The following is a 24,642-nucleotide window of genomic DNA, read 5'->3' on the forward strand; positions in this document are numbered from 1 at the left end:
TGGTCAGACCTCCTACAAGCAAGGGAGCTTTTCGTTATGATGATTTTGAGTATTATCGCTACGGTTGTTCTGCTCGGCGTATTGTTCTATCACCGCGTGAGCTTATTCCTCAGCAGCTTAATTTTGCTCGCCTGGACGGCTGCGCTTGGCGTGGCAGGTCTGTGGTCAGTCTGGCTGCTGGTTCCTCTGGCCATTATTCTCGTACCGTTTAACTTTACGCCGATGCGCAAATCCATGATCTCTGCGCCGGTGTTCCGCGGTTTCCGTAAAGTCATGCCGCCAATGTCGCGTACAGAGAAAGAAGCGATTGATGCCGGTACTACCTGGTGGGAAGGCGACCTGTTCCAGGGGAAACCTGACTGGAAAAAACTGCATAACTATCCTCAGCCGCATCTGACAGCTGAAGAACAAGCGTTTATTGATGGTCCGGTTGAAGAAGCATGCCGCATGGCGAATGACTTCCAGATCACCCACGAACTCGCGGATCTGCCGCCGGAACTGTGGGCGTATCTGAAAGAACACCGCTTCTTCGCGATGATCATTAAAAAAGAGTACGGCGGGCTGGAATTCTCCGCGTATGCTCAGGCTCGCGTATTGCAGAAACTCTCCGGCGTCTCCGGGATCCTCGCAATCACAGTCGGCGTACCTAACTCATTAGGCCCAGGCGAACTGCTGCAGCACTACGGCACCGAAGAGCAGAAGAATCATTACCTGCCGCGTCTGGCACGTGGTCAGGAGATCCCATGTTTCGCCCTGACCAGCCCGGAAGCAGGTTCCGACGCAGGCGCGATCCCTGATACCGGCGTGGTCTGTATGGGTGACTGGCAGGGTCAGCAGGTGCTGGGGATGCGCCTGACCTGGAACAAACGTTATATCACGCTGGCGCCTATCGCTACCGTATTGGGTCTGGCATTTAAACTCTCCGACCCGGAAAAACTGCTGGGTGGGGAAGAGGAACTCGGCATTACCTGTGCGCTGATCCCAACCTCAACCCCGGGCGTACAGATTGGCCGTCGCCACTTCCCGCTTAACGTGCCGTTCCAGAACGGTCCGACGCTGGGCAAAGATGTCTTCGTGCCGATTGATTACATTATCGGTGGCCCAAAAATGGCCGGTCAGGGCTGGCGTATGCTGGTGGAATGTCTGTCTGTGGGGCGCGGTATTACCCTGCCGTCTAACTCCACGGGCGGCGTGAAATCGGTCGCAATGGCAACCGGCGCGTATGCGCATATTCGTCGCCAGTTCAAAATCTCTATCGGCAAGATGGAAGGTATTGAAGAGCCGTTGGCGCGTATTGCCGGTAACGCCTACGTGATGGATGCTGCGGCGTCGCTGATTACCTACGGCATTATGTTGGGTGAAAAACCGGCGGTACTGTCGGCTATCGTGAAGTATCACTGTACCCACCGTGGGCAGCAATCAATCATCGATGCCATGGATATTACTGGCGGTAAAGGCATCATGCTTGGCGAAAGCAACTTCCTCGCCCGTGCTTATCAGGGGGCGCCTATCGCCATTACCGTTGAAGGCGCTAACATTCTGACCCGTAGTATGATGATCTTCGGTCAGGGTGCGATTCGCTGCCATCCGTATGTGCTGGAAGAGATGGCTGCGGCGCAGAATAACGATGTGAATGCGTTCGACAAGTTGCTGTTCAAACACATCGGTCACGTTGGCAGCAATAAAGTACGCAGTTTCTGGCTGGGCCTGACGCGTGGCTTAACCAGTAGCACGCCAACCGCCGATGCGACCAAACGTTACTATCAGCACCTGAACCGTCTGAGCGCCAACCTGGCACTGCTTTCGGATGTGTCCATGGCTGTTCTGGGCGGTAGCCTGAAGCGTCGTGAACGTATCTCGGCGCGACTGGGGGATGTGTTAAGCCAGCTGTACCTGGCCTCTGCGGTGCTGAAGCGTTATGACGATGAAGGCCGTAATGAAGCCGACCTGCCGTTGGTTCACTGGGGCGTCCAGGATGCGTTGTACAAAGCCGAACAGGCGATGGACGATCTGCTGAAAAACTTCCCGAACCGTTTGGTTGCCGGTTTGCTGAGTGTGGTTATCTTCCCGACCGGTCGCCACTATCATGCACCGTCCGACAAGCTGGATCATAAGGTCGCGAAGATTTTGCAGGTTCCGAGCGCCACCCGTTCTCGCCTTGGTCGCGGTCAATACCTGACGCCAAGCGAGCATAATCCGGTCGGTTTGCTGGAAGAGGCTCTGCTGGACGTGATTGCAGCCGACCCTATCCACCAGCGGATCTGCAAAGAGTTGGGTAAAAACCTGCCGTTTACCCGCCTGGACGAACTGGCGCATAACGCGCTGGCCAAAGGGTTGATTGATAAAGACGAAGCCGCGATTCTGGTGAAAGCCGAAGCGAGCCGTCTGCGCAGTATCAACGTGGATGACTTTGAACCCGAGGAGCTGGCGACTCAGCCGGTAAAGCTGCCAGAGAAAGTGCGTAAAGTCGAAGCGGCATAACGACACACGCATAACATTTAGCCCCGCTTAATGCGGGGCTTTTTATTGCCACATTTTCGTTAAAGCTCATGCTACAGTGTCAAAATGTTGTTCAACGAGGAGCCTCGATCGTGCCTGGTTTGAAAATTACTCTGCTGCAACAACCGTTGATTTGGATGGATGGCCCGGCCAACCTGCGCCATTTCGACCGACAACTGGAAACCGTCACCGGACGTGATGTAATTGTGTTGCCCGAGATGTTTACCAGCGGATTTGCGATGGAAGCAGCAAACAAATCGCTGCCGCAGGAAGAAGTCGTAAGCTGGATGCGCGCCAAAGCGCAACAGACGAACGCCCTGATCGCGGGCAGTGCCGCGATTCAGTCCGAACGCGGTGCGGTTAACCGTTTTTTACTGGTCGAGCCCGAAGGTAATGTGCATTTCTATGACAAACGTCATCTGTTCCGCATGGCGGATGAACATCAGCATTACCAGGCGGGAGAAGCGCGCGTTATTTTTACATGGCGCGGCTGGCGCATTCTGCCGTTAGTCTGTTATGACCTGCGTTTTCCGGTGTGGTCGCGCAACCGTAACGATTACGACCTCGCCTTGTATGTGGCTAACTGGCCCGCGCCGCGTTCACTGCACTGGCAGGTTCTGCTCACTGCACGGGCGATTGAGAATCAGGCGTATGTAGCAGGATGTAACCGTGTAGGAACTGACGGTAACGGTCATCATTATCGCGGTGACAGCCGGGTGATAAATCCACAGGGTGAGATTATTGCCACCGCCGAGCCGCATCAAGCCACACGTATTGACGCTGAACTGTCGCTCTCGGCACTGCGTGAGTATCGCGAAAAGTTTCCCGCCTGGCAGGACGCCGACCCGTTCGCGCTGTAGATATCGCCTCTCCTCCCGCTGCGTAACATTTTTACGTAGCGGGATTGTTGCACTCCGTAACCAACCGCAAAACAAATTCGCGTGGCGACATGCTGCGGGCAACGTATTCTGCAACGGATAATCACTCGTAACCGGACCGGCGAGTGACTGGCAATGTTAATAATTCCTTTATCAGGATCTCTAAATGAAGAACTTCGTACGCATGACCTTGCTGGCAGCTACCGTGGCTGGCGCTTCTTTTAGCACATTTGCAGCAAATGTATCCAATGTTCCCGCTCCAGCTCAGGACCCGGTAGTCCAGCACCTTAAGCTGACCAACGACCAGGTTGCGCAGATTAAAAAACTGCACCAGCAGCTTGAAACCAATGTTGGTCAGATTTCGGTGAAAGATGTTAAAGACGGTGCATTGATTGACGTCATCAAGTCCGGGAAATGGGATGAAGCGGCCGTCAAGAACCAGCTTTCCGCGTTCAGCAATATCGAACAGCAGGCACGTTATTATCGTGTGAAATACTACTTTGACCTGAACAAAGTGCTGACTCCGGAGCAGCGCCAGCAGGTACAAAAAGATATCGCGCAAACGCTGAGCGAGTAATCTCCAGGGCCTGGATCAGCAATGATTCAGGCTTTTCGGTACAGTCTCCTGCTGAAAAAAGAAGCCCTGTACAGCATCTGCGCCGCTCATACGGCTGATGGCGTAATCCTGCGCGGTTTCTACTCCCTCGATCACCACCCGCTCTCCCAGCCCGCGAAATTGATTGACCAGTACCCTCAACTGCCACTCCGATGATCTGAACTGATGAAACATCCCGCTTTCAATTTTAATGGCATCAAAACGGATGCCAGACAGTCGCCAGACAAAAAACAGCTCAGGCGAAACGTCATCCAGCCACACGCGAAAACCATGGCGCACCAGGGTTTTTATGGCGATGCATACCGCCTGCTGTTCTGCCTTTTCCAGACGCATCATGGTAGCGGGATCCTGAATTTCAATAACAATCCGCCCCTGATGCGCCTGCCTGGTGAGTCGCGAGATCCACGACAGACAGGTCAGCATCCTGACGGATAAATTCAGCGAATAGCTTCCTGGGAGTAAGAGTACCCGCTGCATTTGCCACATAAACAGCTGCTGTTTCGCGGTGACAGAAAGATGCTTGAAAAAAAGATCCAGCGGGAGCGGTGTGCGTACCTGGCTTAACACCTCACGGACATCCAGTGATGCATCATCAAAAAAATGAATGCGCTGCAAACGGATCCCGGAGATCCGCAGCAGTTCGGCATTACGGGGAAGCTCGGGTACATATTGAGCCTGTTCGCTGAGTCTGTTCATGTCATTCCATTTTTTGATTAAAAGGACGTCGTGCATCCTGTAACCAGGAGATACGGCGATCGTTGGGATAGATCAGGTAAAAGCGGGTCGCCAGACGCTGCGCCTCAACCATGTCGTGCTGCTGCAACGCCAGCAAGATTTGCGTGAAGGAGATATTCGGGTCCGGGTGAACACGCACATAGTCAGGCGCCCAACGGCGGACCAACGCCAGCCAGCGAGCATTCCGGGTACGTTGATACCGTTGCAGGTATCCCATCTGGAGATCAAAGTGGTAGCGTGTGGCAAGCAACCAACCGCCCACCGGGAGCGATTCGGCAAGTTGCCACTGTGTTGACTGCCGTTCCGCCAGCGTCAGTTGCTGTTGCGTCTGTAGCGTGAGAAGTAACAAGGGAGTGGCTATCAGAAACGAGATAAATGCCAGCCCACGAATCAACGACGTCGCCGGGCGCGTCAGACTTGTCCCTTTTAGCGCGCCATCTGCGCAACGAAGCAGCAGGATCAGCAATAACCAGTGTGGCGTTGACTGTCTGACCGGGTATTCCGTCAACATATGGATAACCACTGGCAACGCCGCCACCAGGCAGGCACGACGCCAGCAATTTCCGTGCAGCCAGAGCCATAACCCACCCGCAATAAAACACAGCGCGCCCGCCAGTCCAACCAGACCGCCCTCCACCAGCCACAGCACCAGTTCATTATGTGGATGCGAGATGCTACTCAGCCCCAATGGCCCCGCTCGTTCGAGAAAAACAGCAGCGAAACTGCCCACGCCCCATCCCATCCACGGGCGTTCGGCAAATAATGCCAGTGATGTTTTCAGCACCGTCCAGCGCACATGAGAAGTCGTTAAATGATCAACCGTGGCAACGGACAAAAAATGGCGAGCGGCAGCGCCTGTCGCCATACCTAACGCCAACGGCAGGAGAAGTAGCAACAGCGTGCGGCGTTGTGCAGGGAACACCACCAGCAGCAACACTTCCCCGACCGCCAGAGACAAATAGCCGGTTTGCGACTGGGATTCATGCAGCACAAATCCCATCATCACCAGAGCAACCCCGAAAACAACTCGATATCTGCCGCCCTGGCGTAAAAAGAGCAGCGCTGACAGCAGCACGCCGCACGCAGTGAAACTGGCCAGCAGGTTGACCTGCTGAAAAATACCGTAGGGCCGCGTGCCGCGCCGCCAGGCGAACTCCCAGTAATCAACGCCCGGCCAATGCCAGTACTGATAGACAAACGCCAGACATTCGATGACGCATCCCCCCCATAACAGGGCCAGCAATACCGTGCGAACGTTTGTCGTAAGTGGAATTTGTAACGTCACCAGATAGACAAGCACGCCACCCTGTAACGCCCCCGCCACCAGCAGCGCCTCGGACCTCCAGATGTCTGGCGTCAGCAGACAAAGCAGCATCAGGATCAGCGCACCCAGCATAAATCCAATAGCAGGTACAGTGATGCGCCAGCGTCGGTTAGGCAGTAGCATCGTTACGCTTACAATCAATACCGCAGCGTAGATCCAACTGGTAATATTAAGCGGCAACGACAGACCGCTGCCGCCGTTATTCAGCCAGTAGAGGTGCATGATCCCGCACCAGAAAAATAGACTGACAATCAGCAATAATTTCTGGCCAGGCAGCGGCGCAATACGATTCAGTGCGTTCATCATGCTACTGGTAATTCAACGTCCAGGTCCCGCTGGCGCTGAACGGACCGTATTCAAGAGACTGGTTTTTTATCGCCGACGGTTCTGCCGCGACCCACGCCAAAAAATTCAGCGTCATCGACCCTTCAGTAATCTCTGTAACTGACGTGCTTTCATCAAACCGGATTGCCGTGCCAACGTCTTCACTCATTCCAATCCCAATCCCCGATGCCCCGTCCTGCTCGCTGCTATCCAGCGCCAGATGATCGGTAAGCTCCGCATCTTCCTTGCCGCTGAAAGTGACCGAGATCCCGCGGAAAACCTCCGGGTTGCAGTCGCGTAACTGGATGCTGAATTTTTCCGGCTTACTGCGTCCTGAGAGATAGAGATCCTGCGTCGCGATTTGCCCGAAATCGACCTCGATTTTGTCGCCGCCGGGTGCAAGGCTGCAGGCCAGCGCTCTGATGGTGCCGTGAAAATACATATCGCCACCGACCAGTTTGGTATCAGCCTGTACCGTTGCGCCAAACAACAGCGTACTCATCGCGATTAACGTTCTGAAAGTCATGGTATTACCCTACTGAAACTGCGCGACAACGGTGGCAGAGGCTTCAAACTCACCTTCCTTAACGCTCCCCACGCCCGGCTTTGCCACCGGTGCGGCAGTGAGATTCCAGTCGCCCTGATTCTGGTAAAAACCCTTCACGTTGTAGAACTGATTGGGCACTACGGTGCCGCCGCTCTCGTCTTTGATCATAATGCCGAGATCGTCGCGTTTTTGTCCCCCACTCAACGTGCCGAGAAGATGATCGTTAAACCCAGCCGTACCTGACGCCGTGGTGGTTTGTACACCTAAATTGATGTTCAGCGCGCCCTGATCGAAACTGCCGCCTTCACAGACCACATGTATCGGGATCGACTTGCTGTAATTGGTGCCGTTGAGCTTTGCAGCGGATCCGGGCAGATCGCCAAACTCAATGCTGATTTTGTCTCCCCGATTGAAGGTGCATTTATCCGGCACGGTAATGAGCCCGGATTTAATGACCACGCGTGAAATCGCCGTGGTTGGCGTAGGTCCCGCACCGCCCATGCGCCCGGCAACCTCCACCAGCGACTGGGAAGTGATATTGATGCCATTGATAATGGGTTTAGTGACAATAAACGTCACTTTCCCTTTTGAACCACTTTCAACGTTCGTGGCGCGCGTGTAGCCCTTACGCTTTTTGCAGCTGTTGTTACTGTTGCGGTTTGAAACGTTGGTAAAAGGCGCCTGGACGTATTTGTTGTAACGTCCGGCAACCCACACCTGAACTTCCACATCCAGATACTCGTTTAACCGAAAACGGTTCGCCCCCTGATTTGAAGGCGGCATGGTGGTCGTGGTGGTGTAATAAATAGGCTCCCGAGAGATATCGGCCTGTTCGCAATAAAAATTCACCACATACCAACTGCCCAGATTCCAGGTAAAAGGCTCCGTTCTGCCGCCTACATGGTTTTTGCTGACATCCAGCGAACTCAGTTCAATATCGTACTGATGCGGCGACCCGCCCTCCGGCTCACCTTCCCCCTGTGTGAATGCATGCCCGGCCAGAGGACTGCCTGCCAGCACGACCCACAGCAGCGCTTTATGCAATACGCTCATAGATACTCCAGCTTAAGTCTGACCAGACCGTTAAATTCGCCAGCGGTCACCTCCTGCCCAAAAGATTCCAGCGCGGCAAGAAAGTGAATCGCGTTATCACCCGGTTTGAGGATCCACATGCGTTGCGGTTGATTCAGGTGGATCAACTGGTTGCGTTCGGTCAGTAGCCGAATGCCCGCACCACGCACATCGCCGCGAATACTCCCCAGATCGCTGTTTTCCGGCGCGCCTTCGGCCATCAGCGTCATCGAAACGCCACGTTCCACCGTGCTATGCGCCAGCTCCGGCATTTCGCTGGTCTGTCCGGGAAAATCCCTTAAGGTATGGCCAGAACCTTTTAAGCAGCCATTCAGGTTCAGCGTCACTAATACCGGATCGCTGCGATCGCCGCTCTGGCGAAAGCGGCTGGCGGAAATATCACCCAGATCGATGGTCTGATCGCGTGAAGCCATATCCAGCACGCACGGCGAAACGAACACCCGACCATGAAAGCGGACGTTGCCATACTCGCCGGAAACGTTGCTCATATCCTGGCGGCCGCTAGTGGCCTGAACCGGGCAGGCCATACCTGCCATCAGCAGAGCGCAAAGCATCTTTTTCATTTACGAGTCCTTTACCGGGGCTGTTGCTCCATCGGCAATGCTTTACACACATTGCCTGTGCAGCTGAATTTCAATTCAGGGTGACCGCCAAAATCGTTCACATACATCATGCTGAACTGGCTAACGCTGCCGTCGGTGACGCTGAAATCAAGCGAGGATTTTGGTGAGACCATAACCCCAGGGAAGTCAGTCAGCCTGCCGCCGCCCTGCGCTTCCGGCTTACGGCTTAAACCGATTAAGGTGACGAAGTATGGCGTTGGGTTATCCACAGTCCAGCGTAGACCCTGCTTGTGAAAAACCAGTTGGTTTTGCCACACCGCGCCCGGCGTTTCCGGCACGATTGCGGTCGGACGGTAGAACAATTTGATGCGCGACTGCATCGCCAGCTGCAGCACGTTTGGCTTATCCGGCTTGGGTGGAATTTCACGCACGTTCAGGTAGAACAGGCTTTCGCGATCCTGGGGTAGAGCGTTAATCCCGCTGGTTTTTGTCACGCGGGCTATGCCCTTTTGCCCACCGTTAATTCGCTGCAGCGGCGGTAAGACCATCAGCGGCGAGGTAACTTTTGTTCCGTTGGTGTCTTCCACCCACGACTGGGCCAAAAACGGAATGCTCGGGCTGGTATTGGTTAAGTTCGCGCTGACAGATCGCGCATCACCGGTGATGATCATCCGGGTACGGTCGAGCGCAATACCCGCCCAGGAAGCGTTGATCTCTGCAATAAAAAGCAGGCCACAAGTCACGGGTTTGAGCCAACGCTGCACGGAGTAAAAAGCTTGATTTTTCATGACAAAATTCATTCTGGTTATTGAAATTATTCACAAGGCAACAGCACGTTACCTTCCGGGTTGAGTTGTTGTGGCACCTGTAAGTGACACTGCGCTCGTCCGCCCCAGGCAACGGAAAGACGCTCGGCTGGATTCACACCGGCAATCCAGGCCATGCCGTTTTCCATCACCATGGCGACGCTGACGCCGTTGGCGTTAAACACTTCGGCGCCAAACGGCGGGACCGAACCATCCTTCAGGCGCAGCAGCGCCATCATTTTTTGCCCCTGCGCCACGGCAAAGCGCTGATAGCCAATCGCCCCTTCCGTCAGGGTGTTGGTGACGATGGCTTTGGTCGCGGAAATATCCTCGTCCATTGCGTCCACATCGATGCGGGTATCAAAGCTGTGATAGCTGACGACGTCCGGTACCACGGCAATACCGAAGCGGTTTGAATGCGCCTGTTCGCCGTTCAGCGGTACATTCGCCACACCGTCGGTATCAACCATCACTCTGGCGGTATTCATTGACGCCTGGCTGTTGTGCAACGCCGCGCCGTGACGCGTCGCGGTAAAACCGCCGCGCATCGTGCCGCCTACGGAGAAATAGCGTGATTGCTGCCAGCTGACGTTAGATTCCAGCTCCGCCATCATGCTGCGGTGCTTGTAATAGCCATCAAATGCCGTGCGCCCTTCACCGGAAACCCCTGCGCGCAAACGCCACGGGTTGTCACGGTCGCGGTTATCGGAATACGAAACCATCTGGCTGGTCTGGTTGCCGCTGTTCTGCAACTCATAATCCATGGAGCGGCCATCGCTCCAGGGAATCGAAATTGAAAGCGAAAGACTGTCGTCCCGTTTGCCCTGATACTCAGAGCGGTAAGCCGCAAGGTTGGCGCTTATCCCCTGGATGCCCGCCAACGAAAAGCTGTGTCCCATCGACAACCCGTAACGATCCTGCGAACGACGATCCCAGTAGTTCTGGTGGGTGTAGGTCAGATACAGCGTGGTGGCTAACTGCGGATCGTCGGCAAAAAAGGTCTTGTTACCGGTGATGGTGTACATCTCTTTTTCGTTACCGGCGCTGTTGTTATTGGCATACTGCTCGTCGAGGAACTGTGAAAAAGTACGGAAGTTACGCTGTGAAAAGCGGTATCCGGCAAAGGTGATGGCGCTGTTGTATTCATCAAAGGTTTTGGCATAGCTGAGCTTAAAGGACATACCTTTTTGTTCAGCCTGATGCTTCACACGGCTCACGGATTGCGTCGCATCCGCCGACAACGCCCCCAGCCAGCTCAAATCCCGCCCAATCCCCATCGACCAGGCGTTATAGCGCTCGCCAGTGAGCAGCGCGCCGCCGTACAGCGACCACGCATTGCTGACCCCCCATGAAAAATCGCCGGTATAAAACGCAGGGCCCTGAATGTCATGGTTGTAAAGCGATGGCTTACCGACCGCGGCGTTGTAGCGAACGTAGCCTGGGCGCGTCAGGTAGGGAATATCAGCGGTATTAACCTGAAAGGTTTGTACGCTGCCATCCTGCTCCTCAACGCGTACATCCAACGTGCCGCGTACCGAGCCGTGCAGATCCTGAATATTAAACGGCCCCGCAGGAACGGTGGTTTGATAGATAACACGTCCCTGCTGACTAACGGTGACCTTGGCGTTACTACGAGCGATGCCATGAACTTCAGGCGCGTAACCCTGCAAATTCGGTGGCAGCATACGCTCATCGCTGGCGAGGTTAGCCCCGGTAAAACGAACCGAATCAAAGACCTGAGAATTCAGATAGATTTCGCCAAGCGTCAGTTTTGCCGCCTGCATCGGTAATGGGCGATAAGCATAGATCTGATCCCAGTCGATACGCCCACGATTATCATCAGAAGCGTAATTGGCCTGATACTGCCCGCGAAAGCGCCACGCGCCGAGGTTAAAACCTGTTTGCCCGTAGCCAGAAAGAGAGCGGTAACGATCGCCCCCCTGCTCGTAATGTGTGGCCTGACCCGAGATACTGTAGTCAAAAATCAGCCCCGCGACGCCATTATCCCAGCGTTCCGGCGGCGTCCAGTCTGGATCGGTATATTTCATCCATGCCTGCGGCACGGTAATGTCCAGTACGCCTGCGCTATTATTCAACACCACACCCGGCAGATGGGAAATGTCATAGCATGTCGCGCTAATCGGATGAACATAGGTCAGTGCCTCTTCTTTGAGCGCCAGTAATTCGAGTTGCTGTGGCGTCAGACACGCCATGGATTTATGCGAGTTGGCAGGATCGACGATATAGCGGATCGATTGCTGAGGAATTTCCTGGCTGTTAATACGAACATCCAGCAGATATTCACCGGGAGTCACAAAGTTGCCTTCGGAAAAACGCTGCAAATCGACATTCTGCCGGTCGCTGGCATCCAGTACGTCAGTATTAAATTCAACGGCCTCATCCGCTTCAGCCCATGCAGAGGCACAAACCAGAGTAATAAATAGCGCCAGGCGTTTTTTATCTGTTTTCAGCGTGATCATTTTCGTTCGCAAACCTTCAGATACCCGAATTGCAGTGCAGCTCAGAGATAATTCACAACAAAATGCGTGACCGCAGTAAATTCGCCGGATGTCATTCTTCCGTCACGGGAGATCAAATAAGCCGTAAAGTTGAGCGTGTTCTTCCCGGGATTAAGCACATAATCCGGTGATGGTTCGCCCAGATGAATTTGCTGTCCTTTGCTGTCGTATATTTCTATTGCTAAATTTTCAGTTTCCGACTGCACGCTCAGATAATCAGGATTGTCCCTGTCGGGCGCACCAGAAAAGGTAATATTGGCGCGTTGAAACACATTCCCGGAATGTTGAGAATCCCCTAATGAACATCCCAGCAAATGAATACTGAAATCATGCGCGGACACTTTTTCTGGTCTTCCAGAAATATCTCTGGCAGAGAGATCATCGAATTCAACCAGTAGTGACCGGTCGCGCGGATCAACATAACAGGCAGCCTCAATAATATTTCCTCGCATGCGCATTTTGCCGGGCGTACTGTTTAGACGATTGGCGCCAGCCATAACCCATGCAGGCGAGATAAAGACAAAAAGCAGTAAAATTCGCCATCCAGGCATAACCGTATTTCCTTTCAGTTATTCGCAGGAAGGGTTAAGCAGGCGCATTAATGCGCCCGCTGCGGGTAATTACTGATAGTCGATCTGGAAATTAACGGTAGATTCGAAATCACCCGGCGTTACCGCTGCAGAAGCGTTGTTTGCCTGCAGATAAGCCACGAAATCAATGTCGGTTTCGCCGTCAGTGATGTTGACCTGAGAGGCAGCTTTACCCCATTCCACATCCTGGTTGCCGCTGTCAACCATACCAATACCCGCGCCCTTTGCAGTACCAGAGGTGAATGCGGCCAGCGCGTTGTTGTCTGTATCAATTGTTGCCGGGGTATAGGTCACAGTGGCCGTTTTCGCAACGGTGGTGTCGCAGCCCTGAAGAACGATTTTGGCATGCTTAACGCCAGCACGTTGGTTGTCTTTTAACTGAGAGGTTGGGATCTCACCAAAATTAACCTGCACCGGGCTGGATTCAGGTGCCAGACCGCATGCGGAATTAACCAGAGAACCGGTGAACTGAATTTTACCGTTAGTCGGTTCAACATTTTTTGCAGCGAAAGCAGAAGAGGCAGTCAAAGTCATTCCCACCATCAGCGCGCAGGCCACAGCCACGTTTTTCATTTTCATATTACTACTTAACCTTATATCCGTTTTTAGTTATTCCGATGATCTATTTCCGCAGACATTTAAGTCATGGAAATGCTGATCTGCAGGTGGCGGTAGCGCATATCCTTGCAAACAATCCATCTCAACCCGCCCCTTATTTTGAACATCGCTGGCATTCCATACGAAATACCGTCTACAGCTGTTCAGGCTGTTTCGGGGCTTATATTAAGTCGGCAGAAAAATGACACAATGCAAAAATACGGTATTAATCAAACTCAGGGAATCGTGTTGTATCACCGCCTGCACAACGATCGTTTACCTAAAAAATCGCCAAAATTCAGGTAACTGCTAGTGTTAATATCTATTATTTTGAGTTTTTATAGAGTTTTTATCTATCAACTATTTTTTTATTTAGTCCGGATACCAGGCAAAATGTATTTATGAAAGTTTTGTAAAAATGAAGGTGGATATCAAAACCGAGTAATGACAATAAGATAGTGACAGAGAGAAAGGAGAATGAGACATCTATAAGAAATATTAAAATATTGTTATATAAATATTAATGAAGCGATCTATGGCGCAACCATTTTTTATAAATGAATTATGTTATGCTATTGCTTCCCCCACTCGAATGCGAGATATCCTGCTTTAAAGGAGACATCAGTGATTTCTCATATACCAATAAACAAAATTAAATCCGTAATTATTGGTGATGGCTTAGTTTTCAGACCAAATAAAAATACCCTAAAAGACCTGACATCCGGTGAAATGGCCACATTGAATAATGTGGCAACGCAATTACTGCTCTATTTGTTGCAAAATGGTAAAGAGATTTCCTCGCGCGATGAAATTCTGCTGAATGTTTTCCAGCATAATGGCGCCCGGGCGACGGATGCCAATCTCAACCAGCACATTTCATTTCTGCGCAAAGCAATAACGTCAACGGGTCACCCTGCAGAGCTCATCGTCACCATTCCGCGAATGGGATTTCGGATGGGCGATGTCAATATCCAGCAACTGGAAGAGGCGCAAACTCCAGCGCGAATTGCCAATGTTGCAACGAAGCTCAACAAAAAGAACCGGAACCGATGGCCTGTCGCAATAACAACGTTAATCACCGGCCTCGCAGTGCTGGCGACAGCGTGGTTAACATGGATACCCAATGAAATCGCCATGACGGACGCAGCTATACTGCGAACAATCGACTACGAGCAATGCCGGGTACATATATTAGGGAATGCTCTCACCGATACCATAACTGAAAAGAAAGCGCTGGATATATTCAAGTCAGTGGGTATTAACCCAAACTGTTCGCATCCAAAAGATCTCTATCTTAATACGTGGGCGAGCAACCATAACCTGGTTGAGTGGTCGTTTGCCGCTGAATGCGGACTAAACCTCGGCTATTACCATTGCGTCAGCCAGTATCGTCATTATGAGGAATGATATGAAGCAGGAAAGCGATCACTCTCCTTTACTATGGTCAGTGGTAATTGCCATTTTTGGGCTGGCGGCCATTGCTTTTTTCATTATCGCCGGGAATGCGAAGAAACAAGAAATCAGCTTTTCATGCTCATCGGAATTCACGTCAATACTCGATATCCAAAATAGCAAAAAGGAACTCAACGGAATTATGCTGATCACTAGCTACAATTCCGGACACCTTTCATTGTCAGTACAAGGGAAATTCAAAAGTGATGATGGTGAGTTCACGGTTAACCGAAAACTGTTCTTTCGCTACGCCCGTCCGCTCGGCCATACCGCAGGCGTTTTCATGCTCACTCCCGATGGACGTGAAAAATCCCCCGATGATGACGCAACGGATGCTGTCGATTATCTCTTCTTCGACGCTTACGAACGTGCCGACAAGCTATATATGCTGAAGCACCTGAATGAGGAAACGGTTCTTATTGGCGATAACTTTTCACCCCGCTTCGCCTGCGTGATGAATCACTTCGCGGGTTAATCGCCTCTACGATATGCGTCGGGTTAAGGATGACCTGATGTGTTTCCCGCCCAGCAGCGCGGATGTATCGATACAGTGTAATGAAGGGATTGTTATTTTGGGTGGGACTAAAACGACGAAATCCTGAATCATTTCTGATTCAGGATTTCTGAATAGTGGCGGAATGGACGGGACTCGAACCCGCGACCCCCTGCGTGACAGGCAGGTATTCTAACCAACTGAACTACCACTCCGCGTTGTGTTCCGCTTGGGAACGAAGCGAATATTACGGATTGCCTCGCGCCTCGTCAACGCTTTTTCTCACGTTTTTAATCGTTTGCTGCAAAAATCACCCGAATGGTCATTTCTGCACTGTAATTGGGTCATCTACGCCCGCCAGAGACAACTTCCCCCCTTCTTCTGCACCAGGTCAAGCCGCGATTCATGGGCCGCTAACTCCTCATCAGTGGCAAAAACAACGCGTAGTTTGCTGGACTGTCGAACAATGCGCTGGATCCCCGTGTCATTTTGCTGCTGGCTGTCGCCTTCCATTGAGAACGCCATGGTGGTCTGCCCACCGGTCATCATCAGATAAACGTCGGCCAGAATCTGGGCATCGAGCAATGCGCCGTGCAGGGTTCGTTTACTGTTGTCTATTTCATAACGCGAGCATAACGCATCAAGGCTGTTTCGCTTGCCAGGAAACATTTTCCTTGCCAGCGCCAGGCTATCGGTTATTTTGCAAAATTCGTTGGTTTTCGGAATACCACGATTGAGCTTAGCAAACTCGTAATCCATAAAGCCGATATCAAACGATGCGTTATGGATGACCAGCTCCGCGCCGCGAATGTAGTCGAGAAACTCATCGGCAACTTCGGCAAATGTAGGCTTATCGAGCAGGAATTCGTCTGCGATGCCGTGTACGCCAAACGCTTCCGGATCCACCAGCCGATCCGGCTTCAGGTAAACGTGGAAGTTATTACCGGTCAGGCGGCGGTTCACCACTTCAACCGCACCGATCTCAATGATCTTGTGGCCTTCGTAGTGGGCGCCAATCTGGTTCATACCGGTGGTTTCGGTATCGAGGACTACCTGTCGTGTAATTCCAGTGCTCATAACGGTCATTTATGTCAGACTTATCGTTTGATTTCGATTTGCTAAAACAGGAAGTCTACCAGAGATGCTTAAACAGGTAGAAATTTTCACCGATGGTTCTTGCCTGGGTAATCCAGGGCCAGGTGGTTACGGGGCAATTTTACGCTATCGCGGGCGCGAAAAAACCTTTAGTCAAGGGTACAACCTCACAACCAATAATCGCATGGAGCTGATGGCGGCAATCGTTGCGCTGGAAGCTCTGAAAGAACAGTGTGAAGTGATACTCAGTACCGACAGCCAGTATGTACGCCAGGGCATCACGCAATGGATCCACAACTGGAAGAAGCGCGGCTGGAAAACGGCAGATAAAAAACCGGTAAAGAACGTCGATCTGTGGAAACGTTTGGATGCCGCGCTGGGTCCACATCAAATCAAATGGGAATGGGTTAAAGGCCATGCGGGTCATCCGGAAAACGAACGCTGCGATGAGCTTGCGCGCGCCGCGGCAATGAGCCCCACTCAGGATGATATTGGTTATCAGGCCGAGTCTTAAGCGTCCGGTTTGCGGTATTGCCGGGTAGCGCCAACGGCCTGGCGGATTGGCGTTTTGCTTTTATTTTGTTTCATTGGGTTGAGCGTAAGCGGAATGGTGCGCTTACGTGCGACCACCAGTTGCAAACATCCCAGGGCAGGAATATGGGCGCTTAACATTTTCCCGCCCTTCTTGTTCCAGGGCAGGACATGAAAACGGCTGTAGTGCAGCACTTCAAAATTGAGTAAAGAGAGCCAGTCCAGTTGACGCATGAGGGTAAACATCCGACTGTTGTAAGGCGAGGTCTTGCGCAATACCGGCACCAGTTTACGCAGTCCCATCAGGCTTACCGGATTAAACCCGCTCAGAATCAACCAGCCGTCATCAATCAGCACGCGATCGGCTTCACGCAGTAACCGATGTGGATCGGAACACCACGGTAGCGTATGGGCCAACAAACAGACATCCACCGACTTATCGGCAAAGGGCAGATGCAAAGGATCTGCCGTTACCTGCATGGGAGACCCCAGCAAAGAAACATTTACCTGATGAGAAACCGCGCACGCTTCAGAATCGATTTCTGCGCTTAAATTACCAATTTTAAGCAGATGAAAACCGTACATTTTTGCGAACCACGGGTTAAGCTGATGCTCCAGCGCCTCACGATAGTATTCGCCCCAGGGTAAATCACCCCAGCTCACGGGCGCTACGACAGTTTGAGGGATCCTTGCCGGTTTCATCATAACCTTCCGTTTCGCTTTGAGAGGTAAGATATGAATCTTAACAGTATTCCTGCATTTCAGGACAATTACATCTGGGTCCTGTCAAACAATGACCAACATTGCCTGATTGTCGACCCGGGCGAAGCCGCCCCAGTTCTGCAAGCCATTGCAGAACATAACTGGGTGCCAGAGGCCATTTTGCTGACCCATCATCATCAGGATCACGTTGGCGGCGTGAAAGAACTCCTACAACACTTCCCACAAATAGTGGTATACGGACCGGCTGAAACGCAAGATAAGGGAACGACGCACATAGTCGAAGATGGCGATATTGCACTCGTATTGGGGCATGAATTTAAGGTAATTGCCACGCCGGGTCACACTTTAGGACATATCTGTTACTTTAGCCAACCTTACCTGTTTTGCGGAGATACGCTCTTTTCCGGGGGCTGTGGTCGGCTTTTCGAAGGTACTGCAACGCAGATGTATCAATCACTTAAGAGAATCAGCGCTCTTCCCGATGATACTTTGATTTGTTGCGCACATGAGTACACATTAGCAAATATGAAGTTTGCTTTAAGCATCCTCCCGCACGATTCGTTCATAAATGAATATTATCGTAAAGTTAATGAGTTACGCGTAAAAAAACAAATGACACTACCCGTAATTCTGAAAAATGAGCGGCGAAATAATATTTTTTTGCGAACTGAAGATATTGATTTAATTAATGAAATAAACAAAGAAACAATATTGCAACAACCTGAAGAGCGTTTTGCCTGGTTAAGGTCAAAGAAAGATACGTTCTGACAATTCCGGGTTGCCTTTTGAAAACTTCGCCGTTATGATCGGTCGTCTTTTAAGCAACTATTGACACACACATGAAGGCAAAAGCGATATTACTCGCCTCTGTCCTGCTTGTTGGGTGCCAGAATACTGGTAACGTCCAACAGCACGCACAGAGCCTTTCTGCAGCTGGTCAAGGGGAAGCAGGAAAGTTTACAAGTCAGGCGCGATGGATGGACGATGGAACATCTATCGCTGCTGATCAAGATTTGTGGGCTTTCATTGGTGACGAGCTAAAGATGGGAATTCCGGAAAACAGCCGGATTCGCGAACAGAAACAGAAGTATTTACGCAATAAGAGCTATCTCCACGATGTAACTTTACGGGCAGAGCCGTATATGTACTGGATAGCCGGGCAGGTTAAGAAACGTAACATGCCAATGGAACTGGTACTACTACCCATAGTGGAGAGCGCTTTTGATCCTCACGCAACGTCTGGCGCCAATGCCGCAGGTATTTGGCAGATCATTCCGAGCACGGGGCGCAATTATGGTTTAAAGCAGACCCGCAATTATGATGCACGTCGCGACATTGTGGCTTCCACCACTGCCGCGCTCGACATGATGCAGCGTCTGAACAAGATGTTTGATGGCGACTGGCTGCTGACCATTGCTGCTTATAATAGCGGTGAAGGTCGCGTGATGAAGGCGATCAAAACGAACAAAGCGCGTGGTAAATCCACCGACTTCTGGTCGTTACCGTTGCCTCAGGAAACGAAGCTGTATGTGCCCAAAATGCTGGCTTTGAGCGATATTCTCAAAAACAGCAAGCGCTATGGCGTGCGTCTGCCTACAACAGACGAAAGCCGCGCATTGGCACGTGTTCGCTTGAATAGCCCGGTTGAGATGGCTCAGGTTGCTGATATGGCGGGTATATCCGTCAGCAAGCTGAAGACCTTCAATGCAGGCGTGAAAGGCTCCACGTTGGGTGCCAGCGGTCCGCAATATGTGATGGTGCCAAAGAAGCATGCAGAAAAACTGCGTGAGTCTCTGGCTTCAGGCGAAATTGCAGCCGTGCAGTCAACGCTGCTCGCGGATAACACGCCGCTGAACAGCCGTAGCTACAAGGTTCGCTCTGGCGATACGCTTTCTGGCGTTGCTTCACGTCTTGGCGTGAGCACAAAAGACCTGAAACAGTGGAACAATCTGCGTGGTTCTTCCCTGAAAGTAGGCCAAAGCCTGACGGTAGGCGCCGGAACCAGCGCGCAGCGACTGGCTAACAACAGCGATAGCATCACCTATCGTGTGCGTAAGGGCGACTCGCTGTCGAGCATTGCCAAACGTCACGGGGTTAACATCAAGGATGTGATGCGCTGGAATAGCGATACGGACAACCTGCAGCCTGGCGATCAGCTAACGTTGTTTGTGAAAAACAACGGTATGCCGGACTCCTGATAACACTGTTGAAATGAAGGCACTGGTTCCCCCCCAGTGCCTTTTTTATTTATCCTGCTTTATGCGCCTCTACCATTATCGTGTCGCTGGTAAACGAACCCTCTTCCTGTAATGCAAAGTAGGCCTTCACGTCAGCAGAAGCACTCTCCTGGTATAAACGAATCGCTTCGGTCAACGCCGCAGGCGTACGCATCCGCGCAACCCACGAACTGAACTCCAGAGGCAGGCGATCAGTTAACAAGGTGTCAGCAATCAGGTTGGCGTCATTGATTAAAGACAGCCACTCCCCGCTGGAATAATTGCGTACGTGCGAGGTATCACGCAACGCTTCCACGGTTTGTAACCAGATATCACGTACAGGGTGACCCGGCGACATCACATCCATCACGATCAGTACGCCGCCGGGCTTCAGGATGCGGTTCACTTCGCGCAGCGCGCGCCCGACATCATGCCAGTGATGCGCGGAATAGCGGCTAATCACCACATCAAACGCGTTATCTTCAAATGGCAGACTTTCGGCATAACCCTGGCGCGTGGAGAGGTTTTCCAGCCCCCTGTCTTTTGCCGCCTCCGCCACCACTTCAAGCATTTGTGACGATAAATCATAAGCTACGACCTGCCTGACTTGCTGCGCAGCCACAAAACTGGCATGCCCTGCTCCGCATCCCATATCCAGTAACCGGGCTTGCGGAAATGCTGACAACCTTGCGGACAGGCGTTGCAAATCGCGGCCAGAGGCATGTACCGCACTGGTCAAATAGGCATTAGCCTGAGAGCCAAACTGTTTTTCGACGTTGTCATGATGAGAGCGTGTTGTCATTGTGTTGTCCTTCGGTTGTTGTTTAATAGGAAGGGCAGCACCACTACAGGTCTGCCCTACGGCAGACCTGACACACCGTTATTGTTCAGGTTTGCCGGGACTGAATTCAACGAGTAGCGGATTGTGGTCGGATGCGCGGGTGACCAGCACAGAGGCTTCACTCACGTTCAAACCACGATAGAACACAAAATCGAGAGGGCGACCAAACGCGCGTCGGCGTTGATCGTCGGTAAAGCGCACCTGGCGCAGCGACATTTCACGCGCGAAGCGGTACAGCGCATTCATCCGTCGACGGCTCCAGGCATTGAAATCACCCGCCATGATAACCGGACCGCTGTGATGGGCAATCTGATCGCCAATAGGAAGTAACTGCTTACTATAGACATCAACGCCAAGGCTGAAATTTACCGCGTGGATATTCACCACCATCAATAAACGCGTATCAGGCAACGGGTAAACTGTCACCAACGCTGATTTCGCCAGCCGTAAAATAGGCTCACGCTCGCGCAATGGACAGCAGTAAACAGGATGGGCGGCGGAGAGCGTCATAACGCCAGAGGGGTGCTGAGGCAGCACAAAGGCGGGTACCTGGTCGGCAGCGAGATAGTTAGCGGTCGCAAACTGGACCAGTTCAGGCGTGGTTTGCGCTTCCTGCAATAACACCAGATGCGCGTCTTTGCCAAAATTTTTCAGCACCGACTGCCATTCTGCACGCTGCTGCTTAAAAATGTTCCAAACCAGCACGCGAATACGATCTTCAGTACTTAACGGAGCGCCTGCGGGTAATGCCTGGCCAATATGCGCAAACGAGCCTGGCGGTAAAATCCGCTCAACCGGCTGTCCGGCAACATAACGCATGGCATAGGTGTTTTTTCGCACTTTAGACTTTCAAACCTCTGTAACGTCAACCAGTCCGCAGCCGGACTGGTTCTTCTGTTATAGGGATTTTAGCACTCACTTTCAACGAACAATTGCAGTTTGTTTTGTAAGTGGGCGCTTACATCAATGATTTACCCCAGAGCAATGCGTACAGGTTTATCAAGACGACCGCTGACGCCCATCAGTAAGAAAGCCACCAGAACAATGAGGGCGCCAATCCACGGCGTCTGCGCCAAACCGTAATGCTCCACCGTTTGCCCGCCAATCACTGACCCCAATGCAATACCAATGTTAAACGCTGCAATGTTGAGTCCTGATGCCACATCTACCGCATTAGGCGTGAATTGTTCGGCTTTCTGAACAACGTAGACCTGCAAACCCGGTACGTTGCCAAAGGCAAAGATCCCCATCACCAGAATAGTGACCAGTGCGGCGTACTGAGTAGACGCGGTCACCTGGAAGACCATCAGCAGAACAAACAGCGCGGCGAAAATGAATTTCAGCGCAGGAACGGCGCCATGCTTATCTGCCAGTTTACCGCCCCAGATATTGCCGATAGCCACAGATACGCCATAACCCAGCAAGATCCAGCTCACTGCTGCCGGGGAGAATCCAGCCAGATCCTGCATCATCGGCGCCAGGAAGGTGAATGCCGTGAATACACCGCCGTAGCCCAGCGCCGTAACGGCGTAAATCAGCAACAGACGAGGATGGGTCAGCACTTTCACCTGGTCACGAATGCTGGCGGCAGCCCGACCGGGGATGTTGGCCGGGATCAGCAGTTGGCTACTAATCAGTGCAATCACTCCTAACAGTGATACAGCAAGAAAAGTCTCGCGCCAGCCAAAGTGCTGACCGATAAACGTACCCAGCGGTACGCCGGTTACCAGCGCCACCGTTAAGCCGCCAAACATAATGGCGATGGCGGAAGCCGCTTTCTCTTTCGGCACCAGACTTGTCGCGATGGTAGAGCCAATTGAGAAGAACACACCGTGCGCCAGCCCCGTCAGCAGACGGGCGACGATTAATGTCATATAGCCCGGTGCCTGCCATGCCAGCAAATTTCCGGCCGTAAACAAGACCATCAGCGCGACCAGTAACTGTTTACGCGGCAGGCGTCCGGTCAGAGCAGTCAGCACCGGCGCGCCAATAGCCACGCCCAGCGCATAGATTGAAACCAACATTCCGGCGGAAGGTAACGAGATCGCCAGTTGTTGTGCAATGGTCGGCACCAGGCCGACAATCACAAACTCAGTCGTGCCAATAGCGAAGGCACTTATTGTCAGTGCAAATAAAGCGAGAGGCATAAATAACTCCATAACATCAGTAATCAGATGACACGCAGTATGCCTGGATGTTTTAATGACAAAAATATTCAAAATATCAATTTAATTTTGCTTCAGGTGCAAAAATGAAAGCAACCTCCGAAGAACTTGCAATTTTTGTCGCTGTCGTGGAAAGCGGCAGCTTCAGCCGGGCGGCAGAGCAGCTTGGACAGGCCAATTCCGCTGTCAGTCGGGCAGTTAAAAAGCTGGAGATGAAGCTCGGCGTCAGTCTGCTTAATCGTACGACCCGACAGCTGAGCCTGACAGAAGAAGGAGAGCGATACTTCAGGCGTGTGCAGCAGATACTGCAAGAAATGGCCGCAGCAGAAACGGAAATCATGGAGTCGCGTAATACTCCGCGCGGCTTACTGCGTATCGATGCGGCAACGCCGGTAATGCTGCATTTCCTGATGCCGCTGATTAAACCGTTCCGTGAGCGGTATCCCGAGATGACGTTGTCTCTTGTCTCCTCAGAAACGTTCATCAATCTTATTGAACGAAAAGTGGATGTTGCGATCCGCGCAGGCACGTTAACAGATTCAAGTCTGCGCGCACGCCCGTTATTTACCAGCTATCGCAAGATTATCGCTTCACCTGACTATATTGCCCGCTTTGGCAAGCCTGAGAGCGTTGAAGAGCTAAAACAGCATCTGTGCCTGGGGTTTTCTGAACCCATCTCGCTCAATACCTGGCCGATAGCCTGTAGTGACGGACAGCTCCATGAGATCGAATGTGGGATTTCGTCCAACAGCGGGGAAACGTTAAAACAGCTTTGCCTGAGCGGTAACGGCATTGCATGTCTTTCAGATTATATGATTGACAAAGAGATCGAGCAGGGAGAACTGGTGGAACTTCTGGCCGATAAACGTCTGCCGGTAGAAATGCCTTTCAGTGCCGTTTACTACAGCGATCGTGCCGTCAGCACACGTATTCGGGCATTTATCGACTTCTTAAGTGAACATATAAAAACAGCTCCCGAAGGAGCTGTGAAAGAGGGTTAAAGGCTACAAAGGGTCAGGCAATTAGTCCCACTCAGGGGCCAGGCCTTCCGGGCTAACCAGGCGGTCGTTGCAATCCAGTGCCGCGATCGCTGCTCTATCTTCGGCATCCAGATGCAGTTCCAGTGCCAGTAGGTTACTTGCCAGGTTTTCACGCTTGGTGGAAGAAGGAATTACTGAGTAACCTTCACCTATTGCCCATGCCAGGATAACCTGTGCCGGAGTCGCATTGTGTTTTGCGGCGATGCGTGCAATCACTTCATCTTTCAGCGCTTTACCGTAAGCCAGCGTCATGTAAGAGGTGATGTGGATACCGTGCGCTTTCGCCCAGTCAACGACCTTGCGGCTCTGCAAATATGGAGACAGTTCAATCTGGTTAGTGGCAATATTCTCCACGCCCACTGCAGCAATAGCTTTTTCCATCAGCGGAATGGTGAAGTTTGAAATACCAATTTCGCGAGTCAGCCCTTGTTCTTTAGCTTCAAGCAATGCCTGCATAAATTCTTCGACAGACACGGCATCCCCCGGAGATGGCCAGTGGATCAGCGTCAGATCGACATAATCCGTACGAAGTTTTTTCAGGCTCTCTTTCAGGCTTGGGATCAGCTTGTCTTTGCTAAGGTTTTCAATCCAAATCTTGGTGGTGATGTACAGCTCGCTACGTGGTACGCCGCTCTCAGCAATCGCCTGGCCAACAGCCGCTTCATTATCATAGATTTGCGCGGTGTCGACAGCACGGTAGCCCAGTTCAAGCGCCGTTTTAACAGAAGCGATAACCACGTCATCTTTCAGGCGAAAAGTACCTAAACCGAATGCAGGGATAGTCATGAAATTCCTCTTTATTTATCAAAATGGGTTAACTGGAATCATTATGACGAACGAGAGGATCGAGAAAAAGATCGATTAAAGCAGAGGATTTTTGCTAAAACAGCAATAATCATATGACAAGCAAAGAAAAAAGCCCTGAGCGTTAGCTCAGGGCTCTTAATAAGTGGCGGAACGGACGGGGCTCGAACCCGCGACCCCCTGCGTGACAGG

23 protein-coding genes, 1 tRNA gene and 1 pseudogene are annotated in these 24,642 nt (G+C 51.9%); 9 read left to right on the top strand and 16 right to left on the bottom strand.

Annotation, left to right across the window (positions count from 1 at the left end):
* Nucleotides 1–36 precede the first annotated feature (36 nt).
* The 3 genes from fadE (at nt 37) to FDX04_RS00520 (ending at nt 3,954) form a co-directional block, all read left to right on the top strand.
* Entirely contained in the window at nt 37–2,481 is a 2,445-nt protein-coding gene (gene fadE, locus FDX04_RS00510) for an acyl-CoA dehydrogenase FadE (RefSeq protein ID WP_042310469.1), read from the top strand.
* A 110-nt stretch (nt 2,482–2,591) separates the two neighbouring features.
* Nucleotides 2,592–3,359, top strand: a complete 768-nt coding sequence (locus tag FDX04_RS00515; protein ID WP_042310470.1) for an amidohydrolase — start codon at nt 2,592–2,594, stop codon at nt 3,357–3,359.
* A 184-nt stretch (nt 3,360–3,543) separates the two neighbouring features.
* Complete coding sequence (locus FDX04_RS00520) at nt 3,544–3,954, top strand: Spy/CpxP family protein refolding chaperone (RefSeq protein ID WP_006685973.1); 411 nt, start codon at nt 3,544–3,546, stop codon at nt 3,952–3,954.
* Between the two features lie 15 nt (nt 3,955–3,969).
* Here FDX04_RS00520 and FDX04_RS00525 read toward each other — a convergent pair whose 3' ends face one another.
* From FDX04_RS00525 to FDX04_RS00565, 9 genes are all read right to left on the bottom strand, one after another.
* The gene (locus tag FDX04_RS00525) at nt 3,970–4,689 is read right to left on the bottom strand and encodes an EAL domain-containing protein (RefSeq protein WP_137360621.1); all 720 of its coding nucleotides are present in this window, start codon (nt 4,687–4,689) and stop codon (nt 3,970–3,972) included.
* 1 nt (nt 4,690) lies between these two features.
* Nucleotides 4,691–6,358, bottom strand: a complete 1,668-nt coding sequence (locus FDX04_RS00530; RefSeq protein WP_137370327.1) for an O-antigen ligase — start codon at nt 6,356–6,358, stop codon at nt 4,691–4,693.
* A gap of 1 nt (nt 6,359) precedes the next feature.
* Complete coding sequence (locus FDX04_RS00535; protein ID WP_137370328.1) at nt 6,360–6,902, bottom strand: fimbrial protein; 543 nt, start codon at nt 6,900–6,902, stop codon at nt 6,360–6,362.
* A 9-nt stretch (nt 6,903–6,911) separates the two neighbouring features.
* A complete protein-coding gene (locus FDX04_RS00540) occupies nt 6,912–7,976 on the bottom strand; it encodes a fimbrial protein (RefSeq protein ID WP_042310479.1) in 1,065 nt (354 codons plus the stop codon).
* Nucleotides 7,973–8,578 carry a fimbrial protein gene (locus FDX04_RS00545; protein WP_137360619.1) on the bottom strand — a complete coding sequence of 202 codons (606 nt, stop codon included), beginning with the start codon at nt 8,576–8,578 and terminating at the stop codon, nt 7,973–7,975. The genes FDX04_RS00540 and FDX04_RS00545 overlap by 4 nt, the downstream gene beginning before the upstream one ends.
* Before the next feature lie 11 nt (nt 8,579–8,589).
* Nucleotides 8,590–9,366 carry a molecular chaperone gene (locus tag FDX04_RS00550; protein ID WP_137370329.1) on the bottom strand — a complete coding sequence of 259 codons (777 nt, stop codon included), beginning with the start codon at nt 9,364–9,366 and terminating at the stop codon, nt 8,590–8,592.
* 26 nt (nt 9,367–9,392) lie between these two features.
* The gene (locus FDX04_RS00555) at nt 9,393–11,864 is read right to left on the bottom strand and encodes a fimbria/pilus outer membrane usher protein (RefSeq protein WP_137360617.1); all 2,472 of its coding nucleotides are present in this window, start codon (nt 11,862–11,864) and stop codon (nt 9,393–9,395) included.
* 41 nt (nt 11,865–11,905) lie between these two features.
* Nucleotides 11,906–12,454: a fimbrial protein gene (locus FDX04_RS00560; protein WP_042310489.1), complete on the bottom strand. Its 549-nt coding sequence runs from the start codon at nt 12,452–12,454 to the stop codon at nt 11,906–11,908.
* A 69-nt stretch (nt 12,455–12,523) separates the two neighbouring features.
* Entirely contained in the window at nt 12,524–13,072 is a 549-nt protein-coding gene (locus FDX04_RS00565; RefSeq protein WP_137360616.1) for a fimbrial protein, read from the bottom strand.
* A gap of 642 nt (nt 13,073–13,714) precedes the next feature.
* Here FDX04_RS00565 and FDX04_RS00570 point away from each other — a divergent pair.
* Nucleotides 13,715–14,497 carry a winged helix-turn-helix domain-containing protein gene (locus FDX04_RS00570; RefSeq protein ID WP_137360615.1) on the top strand — a complete coding sequence of 261 codons (783 nt, stop codon included), beginning with the start codon at nt 13,715–13,717 and terminating at the stop codon, nt 14,495–14,497.
* A gap of 1 nt (nt 14,498) precedes the next feature.
* The gene (locus FDX04_RS00575; RefSeq protein WP_042310494.1) at nt 14,499–15,017 is read left to right on the top strand and encodes a hypothetical protein; all 519 of its coding nucleotides are present in this window, start codon (nt 14,499–14,501) and stop codon (nt 15,015–15,017) included.
* A gap of 156 nt (nt 15,018–15,173) precedes the next feature.
* On the opposite strand, the gene FDX04_RS00580 is transcribed toward FDX04_RS00575, so the two are convergent.
* A tRNA-Asp gene (locus tag FDX04_RS00580) sits at nt 15,174–15,250 on the bottom strand.
* A 133-nt stretch (nt 15,251–15,383) separates the two neighbouring features.
* Nucleotides 15,384–16,112, bottom strand: a complete 729-nt coding sequence (dnaQ, locus tag FDX04_RS00585) for a DNA polymerase III subunit epsilon (protein WP_042310534.1) — start codon at nt 16,110–16,112, stop codon at nt 15,384–15,386.
* On the opposite strand from dnaQ, the pseudogene rnhA reads away from it, so the two are divergent.
* Nucleotides 16,066–16,644: pseudogene (rnhA, locus tag FDX04_RS00590) on the top strand (ribonuclease HI). The gene dnaQ and the pseudogene rnhA overlap by 47 nt on opposite strands.
* Here rnhA and FDX04_RS00595 read toward each other — a convergent pair.
* A complete protein-coding gene (locus FDX04_RS00595) occupies nt 16,641–17,363 on the bottom strand; it encodes a class I SAM-dependent methyltransferase (RefSeq protein ID WP_061383110.1) in 723 nt (240 codons plus the stop codon). The pseudogene rnhA and the gene FDX04_RS00595 sit on opposite strands and share 4 nt — an antisense overlap.
* 33 nt (nt 17,364–17,396) lie before the next feature.
* Here FDX04_RS00595 and gloB point away from each other — a divergent pair, with 33 nt between their 5' ends.
* Both gloB and mltD read left to right on the top strand, forming a co-directional pair.
* The gene (gene gloB, locus FDX04_RS00600; RefSeq protein ID WP_042310498.1) at nt 17,397–18,152 is read left to right on the top strand and encodes a hydroxyacylglutathione hydrolase; all 756 of its coding nucleotides are present in this window, start codon (nt 17,397–17,399) and stop codon (nt 18,150–18,152) included.
* Between the two features lie 71 nt (nt 18,153–18,223).
* The gene (gene mltD, locus FDX04_RS00605) at nt 18,224–19,582 is read left to right on the top strand and encodes a murein transglycosylase D (protein WP_042310500.1); all 1,359 of its coding nucleotides are present in this window, start codon (nt 18,224–18,226) and stop codon (nt 19,580–19,582) included.
* 49 nt (nt 19,583–19,631) lie between these two features.
* Here mltD and FDX04_RS00610 read toward each other — a convergent pair whose 3' ends face one another.
* From FDX04_RS00610 to FDX04_RS00620, 3 genes are all read right to left on the bottom strand, one after another.
* Complete coding sequence (locus tag FDX04_RS00610) at nt 19,632–20,402, bottom strand: class I SAM-dependent methyltransferase (RefSeq protein ID WP_061383112.1); 771 nt, start codon at nt 20,400–20,402, stop codon at nt 19,632–19,634.
* Nucleotides 20,403–20,480: 78 nt separating this feature from the next.
* Complete coding sequence (locus FDX04_RS00615; RefSeq protein WP_137360614.1) at nt 20,481–21,281, bottom strand: endonuclease/exonuclease/phosphatase family protein; 801 nt, start codon at nt 21,279–21,281, stop codon at nt 20,481–20,483.
* Between the two features lie 131 nt (nt 21,282–21,412).
* On the bottom strand, nt 21,413–22,588 hold the full coding sequence (locus FDX04_RS00620) for an MFS transporter (protein WP_042310505.1): 1,176 nt from the start codon (nt 22,586–22,588) through the stop codon (nt 21,413–21,415).
* 104 nt (nt 22,589–22,692) lie between these two features.
* Between FDX04_RS00620 and yafC the strand changes: the two genes are divergently transcribed.
* A complete protein-coding gene (gene yafC / locus FDX04_RS00625; protein ID WP_137360613.1) occupies nt 22,693–23,607 on the top strand; it encodes a DNA-binding transcriptional regulator YafC in 915 nt (304 codons plus the stop codon).
* Nucleotides 23,608–23,628: 21 nt separating this feature from the next.
* Here yafC and dkgB read toward each other — a convergent pair whose 3' ends face one another.
* Nucleotides 23,629–24,432: a 2,5-didehydrogluconate reductase DkgB gene (gene dkgB / locus FDX04_RS00630; RefSeq protein WP_137360612.1), complete on the bottom strand. Its 804-nt coding sequence runs from the start codon at nt 24,430–24,432 to the stop codon at nt 23,629–23,631.
* Nucleotides 24,433–24,642: the final 210 nt, after the last annotated feature.

This window comes from Citrobacter sp. wls615 (genome assembly GCF_005281355.1).
In the GTDB taxonomy this organism is placed as follows: Bacteria; Pseudomonadota; Gammaproteobacteria; order Enterobacterales; family Enterobacteriaceae; genus Citrobacter; species Citrobacter werkmanii.

Excerpts from the sequence above, each read along its gene's own strand:
- dnaQ (WP_042310534.1), bottom strand. The coding sequence starts at position 16,112 with ATGAGCACTGGAATTACACGACAGGTAGTCCTCGATACCGAAACCACC.
- gloB (WP_042310498.1), top strand. The coding sequence starts at position 17,397 with ATGAATCTTAACAGTATTCCTGCATTTCAGGACAATTACATCTGGGTC.
- FDX04_RS00610 (WP_061383112.1), bottom strand. The coding sequence starts at position 20,402 with ATGACAACACGCTCTCATCATGACAACGTCGAAAAACAGTTTGGCTCT.
- FDX04_RS00530 (WP_137370327.1), bottom strand. The coding sequence starts at position 6,358 with ATGATGAACGCACTGAATCGTATTGCGCCGCTGCCTGGCCAGAAATTA.
- FDX04_RS00535 (WP_137370328.1), bottom strand. The coding sequence starts at position 6,902 with ATGACTTTCAGAACGTTAATCGCGATGAGTACGCTGTTGTTTGGCGCA.
- FDX04_RS00555 (WP_137360617.1), bottom strand. The coding sequence starts at position 11,864 with ATGATCACGCTGAAAACAGATAAAAAACGCCTGGCGCTATTTATTACT.
- FDX04_RS00520 (WP_006685973.1), top strand. The coding sequence starts at position 3,544 with ATGAAGAACTTCGTACGCATGACCTTGCTGGCAGCTACCGTGGCTGGC.
- FDX04_RS00545 (WP_137360619.1), bottom strand. The coding sequence starts at position 8,578 with ATGAAAAAGATGCTTTGCGCTCTGCTGATGGCAGGTATGGCCTGCCCG.
- FDX04_RS00525 (WP_137360621.1), bottom strand. The coding sequence starts at position 4,689 with ATGAACAGACTCAGCGAACAGGCTCAATATGTACCCGAGCTTCCCCGT.
- FDX04_RS00595 (WP_061383110.1), bottom strand. The coding sequence starts at position 17,363 with ATGAAACCGGCAAGGATCCCTCAAACTGTCGTAGCGCCCGTGAGCTGG.
- yafC (WP_137360613.1), top strand. The coding sequence starts at position 22,693 with ATGAAAGCAACCTCCGAAGAACTTGCAATTTTTGTCGCTGTCGTGGAA.
- dkgB (WP_137360612.1), bottom strand. The coding sequence starts at position 24,432 with ATGACTATCCCTGCATTCGGTTTAGGTACTTTTCGCCTGAAAGATGAC.
- FDX04_RS00620 (WP_042310505.1), bottom strand. The coding sequence starts at position 22,588 with ATGCCTCTCGCTTTATTTGCACTGACAATAAGTGCCTTCGCTATTGGC.
- FDX04_RS00550 (WP_137370329.1), bottom strand. The coding sequence starts at position 9,366 with ATGAAAAATCAAGCTTTTTACTCCGTGCAGCGTTGGCTCAAACCCGTG.
- FDX04_RS00560 (WP_042310489.1), bottom strand. The coding sequence starts at position 12,454 with ATGCCTGGATGGCGAATTTTACTGCTTTTTGTCTTTATCTCGCCTGCA.
- FDX04_RS00540 (WP_042310479.1), bottom strand. The coding sequence starts at position 7,976 with ATGAGCGTATTGCATAAAGCGCTGCTGTGGGTCGTGCTGGCAGGCAGT.
- FDX04_RS00575 (WP_042310494.1), top strand. The coding sequence starts at position 14,499 with ATGAAGCAGGAAAGCGATCACTCTCCTTTACTATGGTCAGTGGTAATT.
- fadE (WP_042310469.1), top strand. The coding sequence starts at position 37 with ATGATGATTTTGAGTATTATCGCTACGGTTGTTCTGCTCGGCGTATTG.
- FDX04_RS00565 (WP_137360616.1), bottom strand. The coding sequence starts at position 13,072 with ATGAAAATGAAAAACGTGGCTGTGGCCTGCGCGCTGATGGTGGGAATG.
- mltD (WP_042310500.1), top strand. The coding sequence starts at position 18,224 with ATGAAGGCAAAAGCGATATTACTCGCCTCTGTCCTGCTTGTTGGGTGC.